We start from the raw sequence: 25,301 nt of genomic DNA, 5'->3' as shown, positions 1-25,301 counted from the left end.
GGGGTACGTCCGGGCTCAGTGCGGGTGGAACGTGACACGTTCCGGCACTTGCTTGAACTGGCCGACTCGGCTCCACAGCGGCATGGTCAGGAAGAAGGCGAAGTACAGCAGGGTTCCCAACTGCGACACCTTTTCACCCACCGGCGACGGAGGCTGTACGCCAAGGTAGCCCAGCACGACGAACACCACCACGAACACGACGAGAATGCTCTTGTGGAAGGACGGGCGATAGCGGATCGACTTCACCGGCGAGTGGTCCAGCCACGGCAGGAAGAACAGGATCACGACCGAGCCGCCCATCACCAGCACACCCCAGAACTTGGCGTCGATGAAGTAGAAGCCCACGGCCAGGATCACGGCGATGGCAAGCGCGCCAACCTTGATGCGGGCGTCCTTGCTACGCAGGAACACCAGGCCAAGCAGCACCGCGAAGAACACCCACAGGATCGGCAGGAAGTTCGAGGTGGTGGCACGCAGCATCGAGTAGAACGGCGTGAAGTACCAGACCGGCGCGATGTGCGGCGGGGTCTTGAGCGGATCGGCCGGGACGAAGTTGTTCGACTCCAGGAAGTAACCACCCATCTCCGGGAAGAAGAAGATCACCGCGGAGAAGATCATCAGGAAGCCGCCCACGCCCATCAGGTCGTGCACCGAGTAGTACGGGTGGAAGGGGATGCCGTCCAGCGGCACGCCGTTCTCGTCCTTCTTGGCCTTGATCTCGACGCCGTCCGGGTTGTTCGAGCCCACTTCGTGCAGCGCGATGATGTGCGCGACCACCAGGCCCAGCAGCACCAGCGGCACGGCGATGACGTGGAAGGAGAAGAAGCGGTTCAGGGTCGCGTCGCTCACGACATAGTCGCCGCGGATGAACAGCGACAGGTCGCCGCCGATCACGGGGATGGCCGAGAACAGGTTCACGATCACCTGGGCGCCCCAGTACGACATCTGCCCCCAGGGCAGCAGGTAGCCCATGAAGGCCTCTGCCATCAGGCACAGGAAGATCAGGCAGCCGAAGACCCAGACCAGCTCACGCGGCTTGCGGTACGAACCGTACAGCAGGCCACGGAACATATGCAGGTACACCACCACGAAGAAGGCCGAGGCGCCGGTGGAGTGCATGTAGCGCACCAGCCAGCCCCAGGGTACCTCGCGCATGATGTACTCCACGCTGGCGTAAGCCACGGGAATGCCGGCGGCGTTGAGGGTGCCGTCCGGCTTGTAGTTCATCACCAGGAAGATGCCGGTGACGATCTGGATGACCAGAACCAGCAGGGCGAGCGAACCGAAGAAGTACCAGAAGTTGAAATTCTTCGGTGCGTAGTACTTGGAAAGATGATCTTCCCAGAGTTGGGTTGCGGGGAAGCGTGCGTCGATCCAGCCAAGCAGGCCGGTCGTCTTTACTTGTTTTTCGGCCGCCATGGTCAAGCGTCTCCTTTTTCATCCTTGCCGATCACGATCTTGGTGTCGGACAGGAACTGGTACGGGGGTACGTCGAGGTTTTGCGGAGCCGGCTTGTTCTTGAACACGCGGCCAGCGAGGTCGAACGTCGAGCCGTGGCAGGGGCAGAGGAAACCGGGATCGGAGCCGAGCTGAGGATTGGAGCCGGGGCCAAAGGGGCCGGAGGGCGAGCAGCCCAGGTGGGAGCAGATGCCCACCACGACCAGCAGATCTTTGTGTTCTGCGCGGGAACGCGTTTCGTTCTTGCAGTACTCGGGCGTCTTCATGGTGAAGGGAACGTCCGAGTTGGGGTCGGCGACTTCGGCATCGGTTTTCTTCAGCGACGCGAGCATTTCCTCGRTGCGCTTCAGGATCCAGACTGGTTTGCCGCGCCATTCAACGGTCATCATCTCGCCTGATTTCAGAGCGCTGATGTCGGCTTCTACCGGAGCTCCGGCGGCCTTTGCCTTCTCTGACGGCGCAAACGTACTGACGAACGGAACCGCTACCGCCACGCCTCCGATGCCGCCAGCGACTGACGTCGCAATCAACCAATTGCGGCGACCCTTATCCACGTTCTTCACGTTTTGCTGGTCACTCATTCCAAACCCCAGGGGATGTCAAATTAGATTTTGCGTCAACCGTAAATTGTACCTTAGGCACATGTGGCATTGAAAGGCGCACGGTGATTGCGCGACGTACGATAATCGGCCATAAAAAGGGCGATGTGGCCTGTACGCTTGCGTTACAGGCGGTGATGGGGCAGGCTTTTATCCTGACGACCGTTCAACGAAAGCAACACTGGGAGAAAAGCATGGGGATGATGTCGGAGTTCAAGGCCTTCGCAATGCGGGGCAATGTGGTCGACCTGGCAGTCGGTGTGATTATCGGCGCCGCGTTCGGCAAGATTGTCGATTCCGTGGTGAATGACCTGATCATGCCGGTGGTGGGCCGCATTATTGGCAAACTCGACTTCTCAAACCTTTTCGTGGTGCTATCCGAGCCGCCGGCGGGCGTGCCGCACACGCTCGACGCCCTTAAGAAAGCCGGCGTTCCCGTATTTGCCTATGGGAATTTCCTGACTATTCTGGTCAATTTCGTCATTCTGGCTTTCATCATCTTCATGATGGTGCGCGCCATCATGAAGATGCGCGCCGCCGAACCGGCGCCGGCACCGGCTGCCACGCCCGAGGACGTGGTGCTGCTGCGCGAGATCCGCGACAGCCTGAAGGCACGCCAGCCCTGAGGCAATGCCAGGCGCGGCCGGCCACCACGCCGGGCTCGCGGCATCAGCCCGGGATCAAACCGGGTTGGGAATATCGATAAAGGTATGGCGCAGGCCGAATTGCTGCGCCAGGTGTTCGCCGAGCGACTGGATGCCATAGCGCTCGGTGGCATGATGTCCCGCTGCCAGATAGGCCACGCCACTCTCGCGCGCCAGATGGGTGGTCTGCTCCGAGACCTCGCCGCTCAGGTAGGCATCCACGCCGGCGGCCACCGCCGCGTCGAAGTAGCCCTGGGCGCCGCCGGTGCACCAGCCCACGGTGCGGATCATCTGCTCAGGGTCGCCGATGGCAAGCGGCTCGCGGTTGAGCACGCCACCCACATGGGCGGCCAGCGCGGCTAGCGGCATGGATTGCGGCAAGGTGCCGGTCCAGCCAAGCTGGCCGTCGCCGAAGCGTCCGGTGGGGGTGAAGCCGAGCTGCAAGCCCAGCTGGGCGTTGTTGCCGAACTCGGGATGGTCGTCGAGCGGCAGGTGATAGGCCAGCAGGTTCACGTCCGCGCCCAGCAGCCGCTTCAAACGCGCGTGCTTTTGCCCGATCACGCGGGCATCCTCGTTTTTCCAGAAATAGCCGTGATGGACCAGGATGGCATCGGCGCCGGCCTCGACCGCGGCTTCGACCAGGGCCAGGCTCGCGGTCACGCCGGTGGCGATGTGCTCTACCTCGGGGCGGCCTTGCACTTGCCATCCGTTCGGGCAATAGTCTTTGTATCGAGGTACTTGAAGCAGGTCGTTCAAGTACAATTCAAGATCTTTTGTTTTCATATCCTGCCCAAAATCCAATATGTTGCGCCGCTTTTGGCTGTTCTTTGCTCAGGCTGTCACCGTTGTGCTGGCAGTGTGGTTCGTCGTGGCCACGCTCAAACCCGAATGGCTGCAGCGCGGCCGGGTGGCCGTGCAATCCGGTTCGCCCATCGTTGCGCTGAAGGAAGTCGTCCCCAATGTGGCCGGCTCCTCCGCGCCGGGCTCCTACAGCGAGGCGGCCCAGCAGGCGATGCCGGCGGTGGTCAACATCTTCACCAGCAAGAACGGCAATAAGCAAACGCCCAATCCGCAGGCAGAAGACCCCTGGTTCCGCTTCTTCTTTGGCGATCGCCTGCCGGAGCGGCAGGAGCCGGTGTCCAGCCTTGGCTCGGGCGTCATCGTCAGCGCGGAAGGCTACATTCTAACCAACCACCACGTGGTGGACGGCGCCGACGAAATCGAGGTCGCCCTGACCGATGGCCGCAAGGCCAACGCCAAGGTCGTGGGTTCGGACCCGGAAACCGACCTGGCCGTGCTCAAGATCACGCTCAAGAACCTGCCGGCGATCACGCTCGGGCGTATCGAGAACGTCAAGGTAGGCGATGTGGTGCTGGCCATCGGCAACCCCTTCGGCGTCGGCCAGACCGTCACCATGGGCATTGTCTCGGCGCTGGGCCGCAGCCACCTGGGCATCAACACCTTCGAGAACTTCATCCAGACCGACGCGGCGATCAACCCGGGCAACTCCGGCGGTGCGCTGGTCGACGCACAGGGCAACCTGCTGGGCGTCAACACGGCCATCTATTCGCGCTCCGGCGGCTCGCTAGGCATCGGCTTCGCCATTCCGGTGTCCACGGCCAAGCAAGTGATGGAATCCATCATCTCGACCGGCTCCGTGACCCGCGGCTGGATTGGCGTGGAGCCGCAGGACATGACCCCCGAGATCGCCGAGTCGTTCGGCCTCGAGGCCAAGGAAGGCGCACTGATCGCGGCCGTGGTCCAGGGCGGCCCGGCGGACAAGGCCGGCGTGAAGCCGGGCGACGTGCTGGTGTCGGTGGGTGGCCAGGCCATCAGCGATACCACGGCGCTGCTCAACGCCATCGCCCAATTGAAGCCGGGCGCGGAAGCGAAGATGAAGGTCGTGCGCCGCGGCAAGCCGACCGAGCTGACGGTGATGATCGGCAAGCGGCCGCCGCCGCCGCGCCGTGCGTTGCCGCTGGATGAGGAAGAGTAAGTCGGCAGCGGGTCAAGCATTCAGATCCCGCCCTGCCATCGCCGCAAGGCACTCCGCCCAACCCCGCCCTTTGTGTGGCGGGGTTTTTGTTTTAGGGCCGGAAGCGACGCGTATCGAGGTGGGTGAACGTACCTGGTGCTGCGCTAAGTGCGCCGAGAAGCATCCTGCCAATACGACTGCGAAGGCGCCTGGCGCACGAGAATGCTTGGGGAAGGCGTAACCACCACCAGCCGGGAGGGCGCCGGTGACAATGCGAACCTGAACGCTCGGGGCCTCGCCGTGCGAGGGATGCGGGGATTGACAGGTACTTGCTTGCGCACCGCTTAGGTGGCATCGAGGCGGTACACCGTGACTTACCCAGCACCGGGCATGGCCCGGGATCCCCGCATTACGCGCCGTCCTCGATATCGAGCGCACAAAACAAAATGCCGGCATCCTTACGGATGCCGGCATTTTGCATTCAAGCCAATCTAAAGCGAGCATACGCTCGCATTAAATTAGAACTTGTGACGGATACCAACGGTTGCGCCGAATTGGTTGGCGCCTTGTTGCACGTTGGTGGTCGTCGAGGAGTTGAAACCATCAACGCCCAGTCCCGAACCGTTCTTGTTCTTCACGTACGACAGCGAGGTGTACAGGTCGGTGCGCTTCGACAGAGCGTAGTCAGCCGTAGCGACGAATTGCCACGGATCTGCGCTGGTTTGACGGAAGTCTTGATAGTACACAGCGCCGCTCAGCGAGAATGCCGGGGTCAGCTGATAGCCCAGGCCAGCCCAGTACAGGTTCGAGCCGGTGTTGGTCAGAGCGGTCGTACCGTTGTTGATGGTTGCGCCCGGCAGAGCAGCACCGTTGGCAGCCTTGGCATAACGGTAACCAGCGTACACCTTGGCCGGGCCGAAGGCGTAGGTACCAGCAACGCTGGCGCGGCGGATCAGAGCCGCGTTTGCAGCGCCAACGCCAGTGCTGTTCGTCTGGTCATAGAAAGCGCCAACCGAGAACGGGCCTGCTGCGTAGCTTGCGCTCACGCTGTATTCGCGGCCGCTGCGGAACTGACCAGCAACTTCTTGGCCATTGTTGGTGAAGCTGTACAGACCAGCGACGGTCAGGCCACCGAACGTGCCAACGTACTTGGCCGCGTTGTCGGCGCGCGAAGCGAATTCAGCAGCGGTCGAGGTGATCGAGTAGCGGGTCGAAATCGCCATCGGATCATAGACCAGACCGAAGTCATACATCAGGGTCTGTTGACGGCCCAGGGTCAGGGTGCCGTACTGGTTCTGCAGGCCAACGTAGGCACCGCGATTGAACAGACGGTTGCTGTCAGATTGACCGCCGGTGTCGGTGTTGAAGCCGCTTTCCAGGACGAAAATGCCCTTCAGGCCACCGCCCAGATCTTCAACGCCACGCAGGCCCCAACGCGAACCCGATTGGTTGCCCGAGGTCATGCGGTACAGCTTGTCGCCGGCGTCATTTGCCTTGTTGTTGAACGACAGACCAGCGTCAACCACGCCGTACAGGGTCACGCTCGATTGGGCATACGCACCACCAGCGGCCAGGGCAGCTACAGCGGCTGCAAACAGTTTCATCTTCATATCGACACTTTCCTTGTCAACTGATTGGGAAATCTTGGCTTGCCCAAGTGCTTGGGCGACGCATTTACCTTCACGTCTGTTGCGTATTATGGGTCAGCGCCCCCGGCCGCTAGAAGGCTTTTTCATCGTTAACCATGGTTACGGACACATTTTGTTGTGATGTCGCAACAGCATAGACGACATTTTTCACCATTTTGGTGCAAAAGTTACGGCGCCAAGCCTTGTTCTCGCCATTCTGCCCGACCGTCAATCCGGCTGAGCTTCGCTTGCCGCAGCGTCCGTCGCAACGGGCTTTGTGGTGAATCGCGCCATGATCAGCCCCAGTTCATAGAGCGCAATCAAAGGCACCGCCAGCAACAGCTGGGACAGCACATCGGGCGGCGTCACGACGGCGGCAATCACGAAGGCACCGACGATCACATAGGGGCGAATCTGCTTGAGCTTCTCCAGTTCGACCACGCCGAAACGCACTAGCACGATCACGACCACCGGCACCTCGAAGGTAATGCCGAAGGCCAGGAACATGGTCATGGCGAAGCTGAGGTATTTGTCGATGTCGGTCGACATCTCGGCCCCCAGCGGCGCGTTGTAGTGCGCCATGAAATGGAACACCGTGGGAAACACGAGGAAATAGGCAAACGCCACGCCGCAGATAAACAGGATGTAGCTGCTGCTCACCAGCGGCACGATCAATCGCTTCTCATGCTGGTACAAGCCGGGCGCGACGAACTGCCATATCTGGTAGAGCACCCAGGGCAACGCTATCAGGAAAGCTACCAGCAGCGTCACCTTCATCGGCACGAAAAAGGAGCCGGTGACGTCGGTGACGATCATCCTGCCGCCCTTGGGCAGCGACTCCATCAACGGCCTGGCAAACAGGTTGTAAATGTTCGGCGCCCAGTAGACCAGGCTGACGAACACCAGGATCACGCCCGACGCAGCCTTGACGATACGCGAGCGCAACTCCACCAGGTGAGAGATGAAGGTTTCCTGCGGACCATCGTCTTGCGGGTCTTGGGGATCTTGGGGGTCTTGGGAACGAGAGTCGCTCATGGCGTGGACCGCTCAGCCGAGATGGCTGGCATCGAGGAATCAGTGGCGATACAACGGCACGGCGCGCAAGTAGGAACGCACGACAGCGGTGGCCGGCCGGATACCGGCGTGTGGACAAGCCCCTTCATGCTCACTCGAAGAAAGAGCGAGCGGGACCGGTGGCGGGACGGTGGCGCTTGACGCGCGCGGCGCCGGATTGCGCCCACACGCGTACATTGTGCTGGCGCTTGTACCACAGGGGCTGCGCGCCTTGCTTGACGCGCCAGCTCTTGCGGCCGTTGTGGGGCTTGTGCGCCGTATCCCAGGAAGGCACATAGCCGCCGGCCGGGCTTGCCCCTGCCTGCGTGCTGGAATCGGTGCCGGTCAGCGCATCGTTCAGGGCCTGGCCGTGCTCGTGCACTTCCTTGTGGATGGTGCGCTCGACATCGCGCGCGGCATCCTCGAACTCCGTGCGCATCTTGCGCAGTTCGTCGAGCTCGACCTCACGGCTGACTTCTGCCTTCACATCATTGATATAGCGCTGCGCGCGGCCGACCAGTGCGCCGACCGTGCGCGCCACCTTCGGCAGCCGCTCGGGACCGATCACCACCAGCGCCACCGCGCCGATCAGTGCAAGCTTGGAAATGCCGAGATCGATCATGCGAGGTTCGAAAAGATAAGGCCGCAACAACGGCCGCCCCGGCCAGCGCGCAGGTCGTCACGCAGGCAAGCGTGGCAAAGCGAACGTGGCCGGCAAGGCATTGCTGCCAGGAGGAAGGACATCGGGCGTGCTGACAAGGGTGGGATCGCGCTTACTGCTGGCGCGACTTTTCCTTGGCTTCGACGTCAATGGTGGTGGTGTCGCGCAGTTCCTTGGCGGGCGCGTCCGGCGCGTCAGCGGGGTTCCCGTTGGCATCCTTCATGCCGTCCTTGAAGCCCTTCACGGCGCCACCGAGGTCCTGGCCGATATTGCGCAGCTTCTTGGTGCCAAAGACCAGCATGACGATCACCAGCACGATGAGCCAGTGCCAAATGCTAAACGAACCCATTTTCTGCTCCTGATGAAGCCTGGGGCGGCGCCTTGCCACCCCGGCTTGTTGTTCCGTCACTGAAGGCCATGCCGGGCGACGGTTGCCGGCACGGCATCTGACCGAAGGCCACGCGGCCCGCGGTCCTGCATGGGCTGGCTGCCAGGCTGGCTTGAAGCCAGTTTTAAGGCAGCGGCACCTTCCACTGGTTACGCGGGCCGCCAAGCACGTGCAGATGGAGGTGGTACACCTCCTGTCCGCCATCCGGGCCGGTATTGATCACCGTCCGGAAACCATTGCCACAGCCTGCCGCGCGCGCCAACTCCGGCACTTTCAACATCATTTTAGCAAGCACCGCGCCTTCGCCGGGTCCGCAATCGGCCAGCGAATCGACATGCACCTTGGGAATGAGCAGGAAGTGTACCGGGGCTTTCGGGTGGATATCATGGAAAGCCAGCATTTCGTCATCTTCATACACCTTGCGCGACGGTAGCTGGCCGGCCACGATCCTGCAGAAGAGGCAATTGTGCGGTGAATTCATGAAAATTTCATTGCGCGCAGCAAATCAGGCTGCGATTTCGCCGGGAACCCGCCGGGATCCCGTCAGAAGCATCAGAAACGCTGATCCGGGTACATCGGCTTGCTGTCGTTCAGGTAGAGCCAGCCCTTGACGATACGATACAACATCCACAGGGAGAGCACGCCCCACGCCGCAAAGGCCAGCGGTATCAGGAACACCGTGGCAAACAGCACGCCGCCCAGAATGGCCCACGCCACCGACCACCAGAAGGAGCGGATCTGCCAGGCAAAGTGGGAGGCGTAAAGGGTGCCCCGGGTGTCGTCGCGCTTGACGTACCCGACCACGATGGCGATCAGCGCGGTGATGCCGCCGGTCAGCCAGAAAATGGCGTACAGGGCATAAAGGATGTGCGTCAGCTTGCGCAGGCTGGCGAGCCGGTCGTTGTCAGCGGTGATCACATCCCCCATCGTCGTTGCTCCTCAAAGCGGCTCGTAGCTGCGGGTAGCCGGCGGGGCCGGCGCGGTCATTCAACTGCCGTCGGCCTTGCGCTGGGCTTTTTCCTCAAGACCGGACAGGCCTTCGCGGCGAGCCAGCTCGTTGACCACGTCGGCCGGCTTCAGGCCGAAGCGGGCGAGCAGCACCATGCTGTGGAACCAAAGATCGGCCACCTCGTACACCACCTTGCCGACCGCCTCCGGACCCAGGCCGGCGGCGCGGGCATCCTTGGCGGCCATCACGGTCTCGGTGGCTTCCTCGCCGATCTTTTTCAGGATGGCGTCGTCACCCTTATGGAACAGGCGTGCCACGTAAGACTTGTCAGGGTCGCCGCCGTTCTCTGGCTTGCGCGACTCCAGCACGGCGGCAAGGCGGGCCAGCACATCCGCGCTGCTCAAGTGTTGTTCGCTCATGGCTTGGCCGCGTAGATGGTGGACGGGTCCTTGAGCACGGGCTCGACGGTCTGCCAGTCACCGCTCTCGGCGTCGCCCTCGAACTTCTGGAAGAAGCAGGAGTGGCGCCCGGTGTGGCAGGCGATGCCGTCGTTCTGGGTGACTTTGAGCAGGACCACGTCTTCGTCGCAATCCAGGCGCATCTCGTGCACCTTCTGCACGTGGCCGGATTCCTCGCCCTTATGCCACAGGCGCTTGCGMGAGCGCGACCAGAACACGGCCTCGCCGATCTCCGCGGTGCGCTGCAGCGCTTCGCGGTTCATGAACGCGAACATCAGCACGTCATTCGAGCCGACTTCCTGGACGATCACCGGCACCAGGCCGTTGTCGTCCCACTTAACCTTGTTGAGCCACTTCTTTGCCATGTCGGTTCGCCGTGTTCAGATTCGCACCGGAATGCCCTCGCGGGCCATGAATGCCTTTGCTTCGCCAACGGTGTGCTCGCCGTAGTGGAAGATGCTGGCGGCCAGCACCGCGTCGGCGTGCCCCAGCTTGATGCCGTCGGCCAGGTCCTTCAGGCCGCCCACACCACCCGAGGCGATGACCGGCACGGACACCGCGTCGCTGACAGCCCGCGTGAGTTCAAGGTCGAACCCGCTCTTGGTGCCGTCGCGGTCCATGCTGGTGAGCAGCAGCTCGCCGGCGCCACGCGCGGCCATCTCGCGTGCCCATGCCACGGCGTCCAGGCCGGTGGCCTTGCGCCCGCCGTGGGTGAAGACTTCCCAGCGCGCCGGCTCGCCGGGCGCGGAGCTGCGCTTGGCGTCGATCGCGACCACGATGCACTGCGACCCGTAGCGCGCGGTGGCGTCCGACACCAGTTGCGGGTTGGCGATGGCCGAGGAGTTGACGCTGATCTTGTCCGCACCGGCATTGAGCAGGCGCCGCACGTCTTCCACGGCCCGCACGCCGCCACCTACCGTCAGCGGGATGAAGACCTGGGAGGCCACCGCCTCGATGATGTGCAGGATCAGGTCGCGGCCGTCGCTGGTCGCGGTGATGTCAAGAAAAGTGATTTCATCGGCACCCTGCTCGTCGTAACGGCGGGCGATCTCGACCGGGTCGCCAGCGTCGCGCAATTCGACGAAGTTGACACCCTTGACCACCCGCCCGTTGGTCACGTCGAGGCAGGGGATGATACGTTTGGCTAGCATGAGATTCCTTGCCCGCCACGGCGCTGCGCGCATGCGCGGCGCCGGTGGCTGCAATTGTCGCGCGCGAGGCGCGTTGTCTTACTGCTCGGCGCCGAGCTTGTCGGCAAGCGCCTGGGCTTCGGCGAAATTGAGGTCGCCCGAATAGATCGCGCGGCCGCAGATGACGCCTTCGACACCATCCTTTTGCACGCTGCACAGGCGTTCGATATCGGCCAGGTTGGACAGCCCGCCACTGGCGATCACCGGAATCGTCGCCGACTGCGCCAGCTTGACGGTGGCATCGATATTGATGCCCTGCAGCATGCCGTCGCGCCCGATGTCGGTGTAGATGATAGCTTCCACGCCATAGTCCTCGTACTTGCGCGCGAGGTCCGCGACTTCGTGGCCGGTCAGCTTGCTCCAGCCGTCGGTGGCAACCTTGCCTTCGCGGGCATCCAGGCCAACGATGATATGGCCGCCGAACGCCGTGCAGGCATCCTTGAGGAACCCGGGATTCTTGACCGCGGCCGTGCCGATGATCACGTACGACAGGCCGCCGTCGAGCCAGCGCTCGATGGTGTTCAGGTCGCGGATGCCGCCGCCGAGCTGGATCGGGATCTCATCGCCCACCTCGGCGATGATGGCCTTGATGGCAGCTTCATTGCGGGGCTTGCCCACGAACGCACCATTGAGGTCGACCAGGTGCAGGCGCCGTGCGCCCTGCTCCACCCAGTGACGTGCCATGGCGGCGGGATCTTCGGAAAAGACGGTGGCCTGGTCCATGTCGCCTTGTTTAAGGCGTACACATTGACCGTCCTTCAGGTCGATGGCCGGAATGAGCAACATAAGTGTGACGAGCGTGATTGAGTGAAAGAGAAAATTGAGCTAGCCACCATGGCCGGCCAACTCGGTCCCGAAAAAGCCGCTATCGAGGTTCAGGGATTCCAATGCACGAAGTTCCGGTACAGCTGCAAGCCCATGGCGGCGCTCTTTTCCGGGTGGAACTGCGTGGCAAAAATATTATCGCGCGCTACCGCGCTCGTAAATAAGACACCGTAGTCGGTTTCGCCGGCGATATGCGCCGGATCCTGCGCATGCACGTAGTAACTATGCACGAAATAGAACCAGCTTTCATCGGGGATGCCAGCCCACAGCGGATGGGAGCGCGCTTGCCGCACCCGGTTCCAGCCCATCTGCGGCACCTTGTAGCGTGAGCCGTCCGGCTGGGTCATGCCTTCCAGCTCGAAGCGGATCACCTCGCCGGGCAACAGCCCCAGGCAAGGCGTGCTGCCGTCCTGCGTCCGACTTTCCTTGCTGAAGTCGAACAGCATCTGTTCGCCAACGCACACGCCCAGCATCGGCTTGCTGGCGGCGGCCTCGATCACCGCCTGCTGCAAGCCGGACGCGCCCAGCGCACCCATGCAGTCGGGCATCGCCCCCTGGCCGGGCAGCACCACGCGGTCCGCCGCGCGGATCGCCTCGGGCCGGTCCACCACCTGCACGTCCGCCTCGGGCGCCGCCGCGCGCAGGGCCTGCGCCACCGAGCGCAGGTTGCCCATGCCGTAATCCACAATTGCTATGGTAGTCATGTTTTCAAAACAGGCAACAATGTCTTAAGCCCGTCCACAATGAATTCCACGGCCAGCGCCGATAGGATCAGTCCCATCAGGCGCGTGCCGATATTGATGCCAGTGCGGCCGATCACGCGCGCGATCGGGTCCGCGGCGCGGAATACTATATATACCACTGCGCCAAGCGCGATCCCAATTCCGACCAGAATCAGCAACTGGTACCAGTGCTGAGTCTTGCCGGCATAGACGATTACCGTGCTGATCGAGCCGGGCCCGGTCAGCAAGGGCAGCGCCAGCGGCACCACCGCGATGCTGGCCTTGGCTTCCGCCTCGTCCTCTTCCTCGGGCGTCGCCTTGGTACGGCCGGTCTGGGCGTTCAGCATGTTCATCGCCATCATGATCATGATGAGGCCACCGCCCACCTGGAGCGAAGCCACCGAGATATTGAAGAACTCAATGATCTGCTGGCCCAGCAAGGCGGAAATACCCACTACCGTCGCCACCGAGATCGACGCAATCTTGATGGTATGCCGCTTTTCTTCCTCGGTCTGCTGGGTAGTCAGGCTGATGAAGAACGGGATGGCCCCGATCGGGTTGATCAGCGCCAGCAGCGAGATGAACGACTTAAGCGTATCCATCGGGTTGGGCTAATGTCGCGCTAATGCCGCGTTGGTGCCGCATCGGCACCACATTGATCGGAAATTTGCCGCCGGCGGCGCAGAATGCGCCGCCATGCGAGGCTGGTGGACGCCGTTAAGGCTCAGCCGACGAGGGTGCCCTTGGTCGACGGAATCGTGTTGCCGGCGCGCGGATCCATTTCCACCGCCATGCGCAGCGCGCGGCCGAAGGCCTTGAACACGGTTTCGCATTGATGRTGGGCATTGATGCCGCGCAGGTTGTCGATATGCAGCGTCACCGCGGCATGGTTGACGAACCCGCGGAAGAACTCGATGGTCAGGTCCACGTCGAAGCTGCCCACCCGCGCGCGGGTAAAAGGCACATGGAACTCCAGGCCCGGGCGGCCGGAGAAGTCGATCACGACGCGCGACAGGCATTCGTCCAGCGGCACATAGCTGTGGCCGTAGCGGGTGATGCCCTTCTTGTCGCCAATGGCCTTGGCAACGGCCTGGCCGAGCGCGATGCCGACGTCTTCCACCGTGTGGTGGTCATCGATATGGGTGTCGCCGCTGGCTTCGACCTCGAGGTCGAACATGCCATGGCGGGCGATCTGGTCCAGCATGTGGTCGAGGAACGGCACGCCGGACGCCAGTTTCTGGCGGCCGGTGCCATCGAGATTCAGCGAAACGCGAATTTGCGTTTCCGAAGTATTGCGGGTGACCTCTGCAACACGCATGGTGTTAATCCTGCAACGCCGCCTGGAAGGCAGCGAGAAATTGCGCGTTCTCTTCGGGAGTGCTGACCGTGACGCGCAGACAGTTGGCCAGCAATGGGTGCATTTTACCCACGTTCTTGATCAAAACCTTGCGCGCGAGCACCCCGTCGAACACACGGGCGGAATCGTCGACGCGCACCAGCAGGAAATTGGCGGCGCTCGGGTAGACCGTCACACCCGGCAGGGCGGCCAGTGCACTGGCCACGGTGGCGCGCTCGGCGCGCAGTTGCGCAGCCTGCTGGTCCAGCACGTCGACATGCTCCAGCACGAACAGCGCGGTGGCCTCGGTCAGCACATTGACGTTGTACGGCGGGCGCACCTTGTCGATCTGCGAGAGCCAGGCCGGCGCACCGGCCAGGTAACCCAGCCGGATGCCGGCCAGCCCCAGCTTGGACACGGTGCGCATCACCAGCAGGTTGCCGAACTCGGCCAGGCGCGGCATCCAGGTGTCCTGGGCGAATGGCTGGTAGGCCTCGTCGACCACCACCAGGCTCTGGCAGGTCTCGCCTTGGGCGGCGCGCACGATGGCTTCCATGTCATCCGCATCGAACAGGTTGCCGGTGGGATTGTTGGGGTAGGCCAGGTAAATGATGGCCGGCTGGTGCTCGGCCATGGCCGCGAGCATGGCAGCCCGGTCGAGCGTGAAATCCGCCTTGAGCGGCACGCCGACGAATTCCAGCCCGGCAAACTGGGCGGACATGGCGTACATGACGAAGCCCGGTACCGGTGCCAGCACCTTGGCGCCCGGCTTGGCGGCGGCCAGCGACAACATGCTGATGATCTCGTCCGAGCCGTTGCCCAGCAGCACGTCCATGCCGGCGGGCACGTCCATGACGGTCTTCAGGCGCGCGCGCAGCACTTCGCTGCTCGGCACCGGATAGCGGTTCAGCGCCACCTCGGCCAGCCGCGCGGCCAGCTTTGCGCGCAGCGCGTCGGGCAGCTGGTAGGGATTCTCCATCGCGTCCAGCTTCACCAGACCGTGCGAATCCGGCACATGGTAGGCGCCCATGGCGCGTACGTCGTCACGGATGATGCGTTCGATCAGGGAAGGCTGCACTACGGACATTGGATTACCTCTTTGGTCGGTGGTTGTCGGTGCTGATTGCTGCAATCCGGCCGGGCGCCGAATAAACCGGAACCCGGCCGCTGTGCCTCAGTTACGCCTGAGGCGATACTCGGCGCTGCGGGCGTGGGCCTGCAAGCCCTCGCCATAGGCCAGCTCGGCGGCGATCTGGCCCAGCATCTGGGCGCCCTGCTCGCTCACTTCGATCAGGCTGGAGCGCTTCTGGAAGTCGTACACGCCCAGCGGCGACGAGAAACGCGCGGTGCGCGAGGTCGGCAGCACGTGGTTGGGCCCCGCACAATAGTCGCCCAGCGACTCGCTGGTATAGCGGCCCAGGAAGATGGCACCGGCGTGGCGGATCTTCTCGGCCCAGTGGCGCGGGTTCTCGGCGGAAATCTCCAGGTGCTCCGGCGCGATCGCGTTGGCGATCTCGCAGGCCTCGTCCATGTCGCGTACCCGGATCAGCGCGCCGCGCCCGGACAGCGACGCACGGATGACGTCGCGGCGCGGCATGGAGTCAAGCTGGCGGTGGATGCTTTCTTCCACCTGGGCCAGGTAGTTCGAGTCCGGGCACAGCAGGATGGACTGCGCGAGCTCGTCGTGCTCGGCCTGCGAGAACAGGTCCATCGCCACCCAGTCCGGATCGGTGGTGCCGTCGCAGATCACCAGGATCTCGGACGGGCCGGCGATCATGTCGATGCCAACGGTGCCGAACACGCGGCGCTTGGCCGCCGCCACGTAGGCGTTGCCCGGGCCGACGATCTTGTCGACCTGAGGCAGCGAGCCCGTGCCGTAAGCCAGCGCGCCAACCGCCTGCGCGCCGCCGATGGTAAACACGCGGTCCACGCCGGCGATCTGCGCCGCGGCCAGCACCAGCTCGTTGCGCACGCCGCCCGGCGTGGGCACGACCATGATGACTTCCTTGACGCCGGCCACGCGTGCGGGGATGGCGTTCATCAGCACGGACGACGGATACGCCGCCTTGCCGCCCGGCACATAGATGCCAACGCGGTCCAGCGGGGTCACCTTCTGTCCCAGCACGGTGCCGTCGGACTCGGTGTATTCCCAGCTGTGGCTGCCGCACTCGATCTTCTGCTTCTCGTGGTAGGCGCGCACGCGCGCCGCCGCGGTTTCCAGCGCGGCGCGGCGCTTGGGCTCGAGCTCGTCGAGTGCGGCTTCGAGCTTGGCCGGCGAGATCTCCAGCGCGGCCATGGAGCTGGCTTCCACACGATCGAAGCGCTGCGTGTACTCCAGTACCGCGGCGTCGCCGCGCGCCTTCACATCGGCAAGGATCTGCGCCACGGCGCGATCGATGGCGTCGTCTTCACCGGCTTCGAACGCCAGTACCTTGCGCAACTCGGCGGCAAAGCCCTGCTCGGTTGAATCCAGCCGGCGGATTGCGAGGTTTTCCATAGAATTTTCGTTCATGACTCCATTCCCCAGGCTCTCTCTCGCGCGGCGTCAGGCCAGCGCGGCGGAGGCCCGTTCAAACGCGTCGAGAATCGGGGCAAGCCGCTCACGCTTGAGTTTGAGGGCAGCCTGGTTGACCACCAGGCGCGACGATATCTGCACGATCTCTTCCACTTCGACCAGGTTGTTGGCGCGCAAGGTCCCTCCGGTGCTGACCAGATCGACGATGGCGTCGGCCAGTCCCACCAGCGGCCCGAGCTCCATCGAGCCATACAGCTTGATCAGGTCCACGTGCACGCCCTTCTTGGCGAAGTGCTCGCGCGCGGTCTGCACATATTTGGTGGCCACGGCCAGCCGCGCGCCCTGGCGCACCGCGCTGGCGTAGTCGAAGCCGGCCGAGGTCGCAACCGACATGCGGCATTTGGCGATATTCAGGTCGATCGGTGCGTAGAGCCCGGCCATGCCGTGTTCCATCAGCACGTCCTTGCCGGCCACGCCGAAGTCGGCCGCGCCGTATTGCACATAGGTCGGCACATCGGAGGCGCGTACGATGATGACGCGCACGTCCGGATCGGAGGTGGGCAGGATCAGCTTGCGCGAGGTTTCCGGATCCTCGGTAACGTGGATGCCGGCCGCCTCGAGCAGCGGCATGGTTTCGGTGAAGATCCGGCCCTTGGAGAGGGCCAGCGTCAACTGGGTCGGGGAGGGGCTCATCTGCGTCCTTTTATCTTTTCGTGCGCTCAGGCGATGCGGCGGATCTTGGCGCCCACGGCCGACAGCTTGTCTTCCATGCGGTCATAGCCACGGTCAAGGTGATAGATGCGGTCGATCACGGTCTCGCCCTCGGCCACCAGGCCGGCGATCACCAGGCTGGCGGAGGCGCGCAGGTCGGTCGCCATCACCTTGGCGCCCGACAGCCGGGGCACGCCGGTGACCACCGCGGTATTGCCTTCGACCGCGATGTCGGCGCCCAGCCGGCTCAGCTCCTGCACGTGCATGAAGCGGTTCTCGAAGATGGTTTCGGTAATGCGAGCCACGCCGCCGGCCACGCTGTTCAGCGCCATGAACTGCGCCTGCATGTCGGTCGGGAAGGCCGGGTATTCGGAGGTACGGAAGCTCACCGACTGCGGGCGCTGGGCCATCGTCAGGCGGATCCAGTCTTCACCGGCCTCGATGGCGGCGCCGGCTTCGCGCAGCTTGTCGAGCACCGTGTCCAGGATGTGCGGCGACACGCCGCGCAGCACCACATCGCCCAGCGTCGCGGCGGCCGCGCACAGGAAGGTGCCGGCCTCGATGCGGTCGGCGATCACGGCGTGGCTGGCGCCATGCAGGCGATCCACGCCCTGGATCACCAGGCGGTCAGTGCCGATACCCTCGATACGGGCCCCCATCTTGACCAGCAGGTTGGCCAGGTCGGTCACTTCGGGCTCACGCGCGGCGTTCTCGAGCACGGTCTCGCCGTCGGCCAGCGTGGCGGCCATCAGCAGGTTTTCGGTGCCGGTCACGGTGATCATGTCGGTCACCACGCGCGCGCCCTTCAGGCGCTTGGCGCGGGCATGGATAAAGCCGTGTTCGATGCTGATCTCGGCGCCCATGGCCTGCAGCCCCTTGATGTGCTGGTCGACCGGGCGCGCGCCAATGGCGCAGCCGCCGGGCAACGACACGCGCGCTTCGCCAAAGCGCGCCACCAGCGGGCCCAGCACCAGGATCGATGCGCGCATGGTCTTGACCAGCTCGTAGGGAGCCTCGGGCGAGTTGACGTCGGCGCCGTTGAGCGTCACGCGCGTGCCGTCCTGCTCGGCCTTCATGCCCATCTGGCGCAGCAGCTTGAGCGTGGTACCCACGTCCTGCAGCCTGGGAACGTTGTCGAGCGAGATGGTGTCGGCGCTAAGCAGTCCCGCGCACAGGATCGGCAGCGCGGCGTTCTTGGCGCCGGATACGCGGATCTCGCCTCGCAGCGGGCCATTGCCCTGGATCTCGAGTTTGTCCATGTTCTTTCAATTCCGGCCGGCCGCCCGCTGGCGTCCGGCATGTTTCATTACGGTCCGTGGTGGTGCGTCAAGGCGCGCCGCCGCAGCATCTGATACCCGTGGGCCGCCGCGCGAGTGACGCGGCCCCTGATTGTCATGTCCGGCCTGTCAGGCGGCCAGCTTGTTGGTCCGTACTTATTCGTACGAGTCCGCCTTGTTCCGGCGCTTAGCTTACTGCTTTCCCTCGCCCGCCTGCGCCTGCCATTCGGCCGGCGTCAGCGTCTTCATCGACAGTGCGTGGATCTCGGCGCGCATGCGGTCGCCCAGCGCGGCATAGACCTGCTGGTGCCGCTGGATCAGGCGCTTGCCGTCAAACTGGGCGCTGACGATGGTGGCAAAGAAGTGCTGGCCGTCGCCCTCCACTTCCAGGTGTTCGCAGGACAGCCCTTGGGCGATGTAGTCACTGACTTGTTGGGGTGTAGGCAGCATGATGGTCTTTTCGCGTTGATTCGCTTGCGGTTCCGGATCTGGATACAGGGGCTCTTGGCGTTCTGCTCTTGTGGGTAGCGTTCAGTGGCGCAGCTTGTAGCCGCTCTTGAGCAGCTGCAGCGCGACCGTGGCAAGCACCACGAAAGCCGTACCCACGACTGCGAGGCTGAAGGCCGGCGCCACGTCGGAGACGCCAAAGAAGCCATAGCGGAAGCCGTCGATCATGTAGAAGAACGGATTGGCGTGCGACACCGCCTGCCAGAAGGGAGGCAGTGAGTGGATCGAATAAAACACGCCGGACAAGAAGGTGGCCGGCATGATCAGGAAGTTCTGGAAGGCCGCAAGCTGGTCGAATTTCTCGGCCCAGATCCCGGCGATCAGCCCCAGCGTGCCAAGGATCGCCGCGCCCAGCACGGCAAACACCAGGATCCACGCGATATTGGCGAAATGCAGGTTGGCGAACCAGGCCGTCACCAGCAACACGCCCAGGCCCACGGCCAGGCCGCGCACGATGGACGCCACCACATAGGCGCCGAACATTTCCCAGTGCGACAGCGGCGGCAGCATGATGAACACCAGGTTGCCGGTGATTTTGGACTGGATCAGCGACGACGAACTATTGGCAAAGGCGTTCTGCAGCACGCTCATCATCACCAGCCCCGGCACCAGGAACGCGGTATAGCTGATCTGGTCGTACACCTTCACGCGGTTCTCCAGCACGTGGCCGAAGATCAACAGGTACAGGATCGCGGTGAGCACCGGCGCCGCCACGGTCTGGAAGCTGACTTTCCAGAAACGCAGGACTTCCTTGTAGAGCAGCGTGCGAAAGCCTACCAGCCCCCCCACCGCCATCGGCGCGAGGTGGGTGTTGATGGCGTCCTGCGTGCCGTCGAATTCGGTTGGCATCTTCATGCTGCAGCCTCCACCGCCGTATCCGGCAACGCGCCCGGCATATGGCCTTCGCGCCGCATGATCTGCACGAACACGTCCTCCAGGTCTGCCTTGTTGATTTCCATGTCTTCGATCTCGCAGCCGGCCTCGCGGCAGGCGGCCAGGATCGGCTCCACCGCCGGGTAGCCCGACAGCCGCAGCCGCACCGCGCGTTCGCCCGGGTTGGAGGAGGGCATGCGCAGCGGCTCAAGCGCGGCCGGCAAGGTACCACGGGAAAATGTCAGCGCCAGCTGCAGCCCGGCGAACTGGCTCAGCAGGTTGCTGGTGCGGTCCAGCGCCACCACCTCGCCGAACTTGAGCATGGCGATGCGGTCACACAGCGCCTCGGCCTCTTCCAGGTAGTGCGTGGTCAGGATGATGGTGTGGCCCTCGCGATTCAGGCGCGAGATGAACTTCCACAGCGTTTGGCGCAACTCCACGTCGACCCCGGCGGTGGGCTCGTCGAGCACGATGACCGGCGGCCGGTGCACCAGCGCCTGGGCCACCAGCACGCGGCGCTTCATGCCGCCGGAGAGCTGGCGCATGTTGGCGTCGGCCTTGTTGGTGAGATCGAGGTTGGCCATGATCTCGTCGATCCAGTCGTCATTGCGGGTCAGGCCGAAGTAGCCAGACTGCAGGCGCAACGTCTCGCGCACCGTGAAGAAGGGATCGAAGACCAGTTCCTGCGGCACCACGCCCAGCATGCGCCGCGCCAGCCGGTAATCGGACACCACGTCGTGGCCGAGCACGCTGACGCTGCCGGAATCGGCACGGTTCAGGCCCGCCAGGATGGAGATCAGCGTGGTCTTGCCTGCACCGTTGGGGCCGAGCAGGCCGAAGAATTCGCCCCGCTCGACGGTGAAGCTGACGCCCTTGAGCGCTTGCAGGTTGCGGTAGCGCTTGCGAACGTCTTTGAGTTCGATGGCTTTCATGGCCGGATACTGTTTGGCAGGCGCGTCGGGCTCTTGTGGGCTCGCGCGCCGGCCTCCTTGAAATGGCGGGGACCGCCTGGGTGCTTCGACCGTGTCTTGCCCGAGCCTTATATGCCGGAACGGTCGAACAACCCGGAATTATAGGGGATGCGGGAGCAGTCCCGCTTTGAGCACGAGGCGTGGCGTGAGCCGTCGCCCGGGCATCGCGGTAGCAAGCGCAGATCAGCGGCTTGCCACGGATGCCGGTTCAATGTCGGTGGGAAACGGTGACTTGCGCGCCCCGCGCGCCCGCCTGGGCGCCGAGTTGCAGCAGGGAATCGACGCCGTACAGCGCGGCCAGCTCAGCCAGCTGGGCCGGTACGCCGACGAACGCGAGCGACTGGCCGCGGCTGGCGGCATCGCGCTGCCAGGCCAGCAGCACAGCGACGGCGGCGGAGTCGACCTGGGCCAGTTTGCTGCAGTCCACCTGGGCTTCGCCCTGGGCCAGGCGTGCCAGCCCGTCACGCAGCACGGCGGCGGCGTTGCGGTTGGTCAGCGAGGTGTCGAGCGAAAGCATCTGGCAGCGGTCCGGGGATGCGGGTCTGGAAAAAAGCACTCCCGCAGGTGCGGGACCGCTCATTGTAGAACACTTCGGCCAGCCATGCTGGGCCGCAGCCCGCCGCTCGGGCAGGCTCGCAGGCTCAGTTCTTGGCGTTGGCGAGCTGGCGGTTGCGGTCCTGCAGCGTCTTGATCACGCCGTCCACGCCCTGCTGGCCCACGATGGTGTTGAAACTGCCCTTGTAGGCCTCGGTCAGCCAGGCGCCCAGCACGTTGATGTCATAGACCTTCCAGCCTTGCGGGGTCTTCTCGAGGCGGTAATCGAGCTGGATCGGCTCGCCCTTGTTGATGACCTGGGTGCGAATGGTGGCGTCGGTATCGTCCGGGCTGCCGCGGTACGGGCGGAACTGCACGCTCTGGTCGCGAATCTGCGCGATGGCGCCCGAATAGGTGCGGATCAGCAGGGTCTTGAACTCGTCGGTGATCTGCTTTTGCTGCTCGGGCGTGGCCTTGGACCAGTTGCGGCCCATGGCAATCTGCGTGGTCTTCTGGAAATTCGCGTTGGGCAGGATCTTCTGCTCCACCAGCGCCGAGATCTTGCCGATGTTCCCGGCCTGCATGTCCTTGTCCGCCTTGACCGAAGTCATCACGTCGCTGACCACGGCCTTGACCAGCCCGTCGGGCGTGCTGGCATCCTGCGATTGGGCGTGGGCGGCGCCGGAAAAGGCAACCACGGTAAGAAAAGGCAGCAACAGTCGCTTCAGCATATTTCGTCCTTATCAATTCGATAACGCAGGGACACCGAGGTACGGCATCCTAGCGCGTCCCGGCACCAAGGCCGGCAATGGTCATGCGCCGAGTTGGAGTTCGGGCAAGGCCTCGGAGTTCGCGGCGCCGGAGCTTCCGACACCACATTTTCATACTTTGTTGCACCACTCACAGCGGCGACACGAGCCGCGGCAAATCCCACTCAGCGCAGGCGGAAATTGCCGATATTGCCCGGCATCTGCACTGGCGGCGTGGGCAGCGCCTGGTTTTCCTGCGTGGCATCCGGCGGCGGGCTGGCCGGCACGGTATCATCGCTCTCCGGCGGGTTACCGTCATAGATCTGGTACTCGCGGCGCTGCAGGTACGCATCGCGCAGGAAGGCGTACTTGTCGAGTGCCGCCATCTCGATCAGGCCCGTGGCACCAAGCAGCGAAGCCCGGGTGTTGACGACACGCACCCCGAACAGCGAGTTGCGCAGCCACACGGGATCGATATACGCCGACGGATCGATCTGGCGGTCAACCAGCATGCCGGCGGTATCGCGCACCGTGCTCGGCCCGAACAGCGGCAGCACCAGGTACGGGCCGGCCGGCACACCCCATACGCCCAAGGTCTGGCCGAAGTCTTCCTTGTACTTCGGCAAGCCCGCCGGCGTGGCGATGTCGATCAGCCCACCGATACCCAGCACGCTGTTGATGGCCACGCGCATGGTGTCTTCCGCGGCGCGGGTGGGCTTGCCCTGCAGCAGGTTGTTGACGGCCGAGTAGACATCGCTGACGTTGGAGAAGGCGTTGTCGATCGCGGTGCGGATCGGCGACGGAACGTAATCGGCGTACGCCTGGGCAACCGGGCGCAGCACGGTCCTGTCGACGGCGTCGTTGACCTTGAAGACTTCCCGGTTGAAGGGCTCGATAGGATCCTTCGGGTTGGCGGTCGGGCCAGTGGCGCAACCTGCCGCCAGCCATGCAACCGAGGCGGCCAGCAAGCAGTTTCGTCCCACGCGCCAGCGCGCGGCGGCACACCAGCCGGTCATTTCACCACCCCCGCTGCGCCGCTGGCGGCTCCAGCAGCAGCACCGCCTGCATTGTTGCCGCCGGCCCCCGCATCGGCGGCCTTGTTATACAGGAACTGCCCGATCAGGTTTTCCAGCACCACGGCCGACTGCGTCATGGTGATGCGCGAGCCTTCCGCCAGCATGGCGGTGTCGCCGCCCGCCTCAAGGCCCAGGTACTGCTCCCCGAGCAAGCCCGAGGTCAGGATCTTGGCCGAGGTGTCCTTGGGAAACTGGTAGCGCTTTTCCAGGTTGAGCGTCACGGTCGCCTGGTAGGTCTTGTCGTCGAAGCGGATATCCGCCACACGGCCCACCACCACGCCGGCGCTCTTCACCGGGGCGCGCGGCTTCAGGCCGCCGATATTATCGAAGCGCGCCTGCACCGAGTAGGTGTCCTGGAACGACAGGGCGCTCATGTTGCCGGCCTTGAGCGCCAGGAACAGCAGCGCCACGAAACCCGCCACAACAAACAACCCAACCCAGAAATCGAGTGTATTTCTTTTCATCTGCGTCTCTTCTTCAAGTACTCCGGCTCCGGCGACCGCACCGGCCATGTCAGCTGAACATCAGCGCAGTCAGCAGGAAATCCAGCGCCAGCACCGCCAGCGAGGCAATCACGACAGTGCGCGTGGTGGCGCGCGACACGCCTTCCGGCGTCGGCTTGGCCTGATAGCCCTGGTACAACGCTATAAACGTCACTGCCACGCCAAAAATGAAGCTCTTTATGACGCCATTGAGCACGTCATTGCGAACATCCACGCCGTTTTGCATCTGCGACCAGAACGCGCCCGCGTCCACGCCAATCATCTGCACCCCGACCACATAGCCACCCAGGATGCCAACGGCGCTGAAAATCGCCGCCAGCACCGGCATGGCAACCACGCCAGCCCAGAAGCGCGGCGCAATCACGCGCTGCAGCGGATTGACCGCCATCATTTCCATGGCGGTGAGTTGCTCACCCGCCTTCATCAGGCCGATCTCGGCGGTGAGTGACGTGCCGGCGCGGCCGGCGAACAGCAACGCCGTCACCACCGGGCCCAGCTCGCGCACCAGCGACAGCGCCACCAGCAGCCCCAGCGCCTGCTCGGAACCGTAGCGATTTAGCGTGTAATAGCCCTGCAAACCCAGCACAAAGCCGACAAACAGGCCAGAAACCGCAATGATCACCAGCGACAGGTTGCCGACAAAGAAAATCTGGTCGCTCACCAGCCGGAAGCGGCGCAGCAGCGCCGGAGACATCGCCAGTACCGTGAAAAACATGCGCGTGGCATGACCCAGGCCGCTGACCGACTGCCGCACCGCGGAGCCGATGCTTGTGAAAAATCCCATCATCGTCCGACCCCGCTCACGAAGTCCTCGGCCAGCGACGGCCCCGGATAGTGGAACGGGACCGGGCCGTCAGGCTCGGCATGGACGAACTGGTGCACAAAGGGATCCGTCGAGGCACGCAGGGCCTCGGGCTCGCCTTCGGCAGCAATGCGGCCATTGGCAATGAAATAGACGTAGTCGGCGATGAGAAAGGTCTCGTTGACGTCATGCGACACGATGATGGTGGTGGCCCCCAGCGCATCGTTCAGGCTGCGGATCAGGCGTGCGGTCAGGCCCAGCGAGATCGGATCGAGGCCGGCAAAGGGCTCGTCGTACATCAGCAGGGCTGGATCGAGCGCGATTGCGCGGGCCAGTGCCACCCGGCGCGCCATGCCACCGGAGATCTCCGACGGCATCAGCTCGCGCGCGCCGCGCAGGCCGACGGCGTTGAGCTTCATCAGCACCAGGTCGCGAATCATCGATTCGGGCAAGTCGGTATGTTCGCGCAACGGGAAGGCAACGTTGTCGAACACGGAGAGATCGGTGAACAACGCGCCAAACTGGAACAGCATGCCCATCTGCCGCCGCACGGCGTACAGGTCATTTCGGCCGAGGGCGGGAATATTAGCGCCGTTGAAGAGCACCTGGCCGCTCTGCGGCCTGACCTGGCCGCCGATCAGGCGCATCACGGTGGTCTTGCCGCAGCCGGAGCCGCCCATGACAGCCACCACCTTGCCGCGCGGGAAGCGCATGCTAAGGCCCGACAGGATTGGCTTGCCGCCCGCCGTATAGGCGAAATCGACAGATTGGAGCTCGACGAGGTTTGAGGCGGAATCGGTCACGTTGGCACCGTGTTAGGCAGTCCGCCATTATAAGGGCTACTACCTAGCGCTGCCCGAGGCAGTGTGGCGCAATCCACATCCACTCAATGCAAAT

General features: G+C 63.8%; 31 protein-coding genes. 2 read left to right on the top strand and 29 right to left on the bottom strand.

Translation table 11 applies throughout. The features are described from left to right. Positions 1–15: 15 nt before the first annotated feature. Positions 16–1,419, bottom strand: coding sequence for a cytochrome b (locus tag AC1DQR_RS27170; protein ID WP_150985694.1), 1,404 nt, complete (start codon positions 1,417–1,419; stop codon positions 16–18). Positions 1,420–1,421: 2 nt separating this feature from the next. Continuing rightward, positions 1,422–2,039, bottom strand: a complete 618-nt coding sequence (gene petA, locus AC1DQR_RS27165) for a ubiquinol-cytochrome c reductase iron-sulfur subunit (RefSeq protein WP_477134073.1) — start codon at positions 2,037–2,039, stop codon at positions 1,422–1,424. Between the two features lie 212 nt (positions 2,040–2,251). Here petA and mscL point away from each other — a divergent pair, with 212 nt between their 5' ends. Beyond that, complete coding sequence (mscL, locus tag AC1DQR_RS27160; protein WP_416050395.1) at positions 2,252–2,683, top strand: large conductance mechanosensitive channel protein MscL; 432 nt, start codon at positions 2,252–2,254, stop codon at positions 2,681–2,683. Positions 2,684–2,737: 54 nt separating this feature from the next. Here mscL and AC1DQR_RS27155 read toward each other — a convergent pair whose 3' ends face one another. Next, the gene (locus AC1DQR_RS27155; RefSeq protein WP_416049819.1) at positions 2,738–3,484 is read right to left on the bottom strand and encodes a Nif3-like dinuclear metal center hexameric protein; all 747 of its coding nucleotides are present in this window, start codon (positions 3,482–3,484) and stop codon (positions 2,738–2,740) included. A gap of 19 nt (positions 3,485–3,503) precedes the next feature. Between AC1DQR_RS27155 and AC1DQR_RS27150 the strand changes: the two genes are divergently transcribed. Further along, positions 3,504–4,697, top strand: a complete 1,194-nt coding sequence (locus tag AC1DQR_RS27150; RefSeq protein ID WP_477134072.1) for a Do family serine endopeptidase — start codon at positions 3,504–3,506, stop codon at positions 4,695–4,697. Positions 4,698–5,194: 497 nt separating this feature from the next. On the opposite strand, the gene AC1DQR_RS27145 is transcribed toward AC1DQR_RS27150, so the two are convergent. The 26 genes from AC1DQR_RS27145 to AC1DQR_RS27020 form a co-directional block, all read right to left on the bottom strand. Further along, positions 5,195–6,286, bottom strand: a complete 1,092-nt coding sequence (locus AC1DQR_RS27145) for a porin (RefSeq protein WP_416049821.1) — start codon at positions 6,284–6,286, stop codon at positions 5,195–5,197. A 246-nt stretch (positions 6,287–6,532) separates the two neighbouring features. Next, positions 6,533–7,339, bottom strand: coding sequence for a twin-arginine translocase subunit TatC (gene tatC, locus AC1DQR_RS27140; RefSeq protein ID WP_416049822.1), 807 nt, complete (start codon positions 7,337–7,339; stop codon positions 6,533–6,535). A 130-nt stretch (positions 7,340–7,469) separates the two neighbouring features. Then, complete coding sequence (gene tatB, locus AC1DQR_RS27135; RefSeq protein ID WP_416049823.1) at positions 7,470–7,979, bottom strand: Sec-independent protein translocase protein TatB; 510 nt, start codon at positions 7,977–7,979, stop codon at positions 7,470–7,472. Between the two features lie 151 nt (positions 7,980–8,130). Next, positions 8,131–8,367, bottom strand: coding sequence for a Sec-independent protein translocase subunit TatA (gene tatA, locus AC1DQR_RS27130; protein ID WP_043350196.1), 237 nt, complete (start codon positions 8,365–8,367; stop codon positions 8,131–8,133). A gap of 163 nt (positions 8,368–8,530) precedes the next feature. Next, positions 8,531–8,887 carry a histidine triad nucleotide-binding protein gene (locus AC1DQR_RS27125; RefSeq protein WP_174424911.1) on the bottom strand — a complete coding sequence of 119 codons (357 nt, stop codon included), beginning with the start codon at positions 8,885–8,887 and terminating at the stop codon, positions 8,531–8,533. A gap of 71 nt (positions 8,888–8,958) precedes the next feature. Then, entirely contained in the window at positions 8,959–9,333 is a 375-nt protein-coding gene (locus AC1DQR_RS27120; protein WP_174424912.1) for a DUF4870 family protein, read from the bottom strand. Between the two features lie 60 nt (positions 9,334–9,393). Beyond that, positions 9,394–9,774: a phosphoribosyl-ATP diphosphatase gene (locus AC1DQR_RS27115; RefSeq protein ID WP_253931149.1), complete on the bottom strand. Its 381-nt coding sequence runs from the start codon at positions 9,772–9,774 to the stop codon at positions 9,394–9,396. Then, positions 9,771–10,178, bottom strand: a complete 408-nt coding sequence (hisI, locus tag AC1DQR_RS27110) for a phosphoribosyl-AMP cyclohydrolase (protein WP_043350207.1) — start codon at positions 10,176–10,178, stop codon at positions 9,771–9,773. The genes AC1DQR_RS27115 and hisI overlap by 4 nt, the downstream gene beginning before the upstream one ends. A gap of 15 nt (positions 10,179–10,193) precedes the next feature. Further along, on the bottom strand, positions 10,194–10,964 hold the full coding sequence (gene hisF, locus AC1DQR_RS27105; RefSeq protein ID WP_174424913.1) for an imidazole glycerol phosphate synthase subunit HisF: 771 nt from the start codon (positions 10,962–10,964) through the stop codon (positions 10,194–10,196). A 78-nt stretch (positions 10,965–11,042) separates the two neighbouring features. Beyond that, a complete protein-coding gene (hisA, locus tag AC1DQR_RS27100; RefSeq protein ID WP_006159658.1) occupies positions 11,043–11,789 on the bottom strand; it encodes a 1-(5-phosphoribosyl)-5-[(5-phosphoribosylamino)methylideneamino]imidazole-4-carboxamide isomerase in 747 nt (248 codons plus the stop codon). An 89-nt stretch (positions 11,790–11,878) separates the two neighbouring features. After that, on the bottom strand, positions 11,879–12,532 hold the full coding sequence (hisH, locus tag AC1DQR_RS27095; RefSeq protein WP_416049824.1) for an imidazole glycerol phosphate synthase subunit HisH: 654 nt from the start codon (positions 12,530–12,532) through the stop codon (positions 11,879–11,881). Then, positions 12,529–13,152: a YchE family NAAT transporter gene (locus AC1DQR_RS27090; protein WP_416049825.1), complete on the bottom strand. Its 624-nt coding sequence runs from the start codon at positions 13,150–13,152 to the stop codon at positions 12,529–12,531. Before AC1DQR_RS27090 ends, hisH begins: the two co-directional genes overlap by 4 nt. Positions 13,153–13,274: 122 nt before the next feature. Next, a complete protein-coding gene (gene hisB, locus AC1DQR_RS27085; RefSeq protein WP_006159655.1) occupies positions 13,275–13,868 on the bottom strand; it encodes an imidazoleglycerol-phosphate dehydratase HisB in 594 nt (197 codons plus the stop codon). A 4-nt stretch (positions 13,869–13,872) separates the two neighbouring features. Beyond that, positions 13,873–14,973: a histidinol-phosphate transaminase gene (hisC, locus tag AC1DQR_RS27080; RefSeq protein ID WP_150985706.1), complete on the bottom strand. Its 1,101-nt coding sequence runs from the start codon at positions 14,971–14,973 to the stop codon at positions 13,873–13,875. Between the two features lie 87 nt (positions 14,974–15,060). Continuing rightward, a complete protein-coding gene (hisD, locus tag AC1DQR_RS27075; protein ID WP_174424915.1) occupies positions 15,061–16,398 on the bottom strand; it encodes a histidinol dehydrogenase in 1,338 nt (445 codons plus the stop codon). Positions 16,399–16,431: 33 nt separating this feature from the next. Further along, positions 16,432–17,094: an ATP phosphoribosyltransferase gene (hisG, locus tag AC1DQR_RS27070; RefSeq protein ID WP_150985708.1), complete on the bottom strand. Its 663-nt coding sequence runs from the start codon at positions 17,092–17,094 to the stop codon at positions 16,432–16,434. A gap of 26 nt (positions 17,095–17,120) precedes the next feature. Next, positions 17,121–18,371, bottom strand: coding sequence for a UDP-N-acetylglucosamine 1-carboxyvinyltransferase (murA, locus tag AC1DQR_RS27065; RefSeq protein ID WP_416049826.1), 1,251 nt, complete (start codon positions 18,369–18,371; stop codon positions 17,121–17,123). Positions 18,372–18,581: 210 nt separating this feature from the next. Continuing rightward, positions 18,582–18,839: a BolA family protein gene (locus tag AC1DQR_RS27060; protein ID WP_043352389.1), complete on the bottom strand. Its 258-nt coding sequence runs from the start codon at positions 18,837–18,839 to the stop codon at positions 18,582–18,584. A gap of 81 nt (positions 18,840–18,920) precedes the next feature. Then, on the bottom strand, positions 18,921–19,691 hold the full coding sequence (locus AC1DQR_RS27055; RefSeq protein WP_416050396.1) for an ABC transporter permease: 771 nt from the start codon (positions 19,689–19,691) through the stop codon (positions 18,921–18,923). Positions 19,692–19,747: 56 nt separating this feature from the next. Continuing rightward, positions 19,748–20,701 (bottom strand): ABC transporter ATP-binding protein, encoded by a 954-nt coding sequence (locus AC1DQR_RS27050; RefSeq protein ID WP_416049827.1) that lies wholly within the window; start codon positions 20,699–20,701, stop codon positions 19,748–19,750. A 247-nt stretch (positions 20,702–20,948) separates the two neighbouring features. Next, a complete protein-coding gene (locus tag AC1DQR_RS27045; RefSeq protein ID WP_043350242.1) occupies positions 20,949–21,257 on the bottom strand; it encodes an STAS domain-containing protein in 309 nt (102 codons plus the stop codon). Positions 21,258–21,381: 124 nt separating this feature from the next. Then, positions 21,382–22,005 (bottom strand): MlaC/ttg2D family ABC transporter substrate-binding protein, encoded by a 624-nt coding sequence (locus AC1DQR_RS27040; RefSeq protein ID WP_150985713.1) that lies wholly within the window; start codon positions 22,003–22,005, stop codon positions 21,382–21,384. A 203-nt stretch (positions 22,006–22,208) separates the two neighbouring features. Continuing rightward, complete coding sequence (locus AC1DQR_RS27035; RefSeq protein ID WP_416049828.1) at positions 22,209–23,039, bottom strand: MlaA family lipoprotein; 831 nt, start codon at positions 23,037–23,039, stop codon at positions 22,209–22,211. Beyond that, positions 23,036–23,563 carry an outer membrane lipid asymmetry maintenance protein MlaD gene (mlaD, locus tag AC1DQR_RS27030; RefSeq protein ID WP_043352390.1) on the bottom strand — a complete coding sequence of 176 codons (528 nt, stop codon included), beginning with the start codon at positions 23,561–23,563 and terminating at the stop codon, positions 23,036–23,038. The genes AC1DQR_RS27035 and mlaD overlap by 4 nt, the downstream gene beginning before the upstream one ends. Before the next feature lie 49 nt (positions 23,564–23,612). After that, a complete protein-coding gene (mlaE, locus tag AC1DQR_RS27025; RefSeq protein WP_043350253.1) occupies positions 23,613–24,389 on the bottom strand; it encodes a lipid asymmetry maintenance ABC transporter permease subunit MlaE in 777 nt (258 codons plus the stop codon). Next, complete coding sequence (locus AC1DQR_RS27020; protein WP_416049829.1) at positions 24,386–25,207, bottom strand: ABC transporter ATP-binding protein; 822 nt, start codon at positions 25,205–25,207, stop codon at positions 24,386–24,388. The genes mlaE and AC1DQR_RS27020 overlap by 4 nt, the downstream gene beginning before the upstream one ends. Between the last annotated feature and the right edge of the window lie 94 nt (positions 25,208–25,301).

Source organism: Cupriavidus sp. 05L411 (assembly GCF_056398045.1).
The sequence above is the reverse complement of the archived record's forward strand: the minus strand, read 5'-3'. Positions and strand labels throughout refer to the sequence as shown.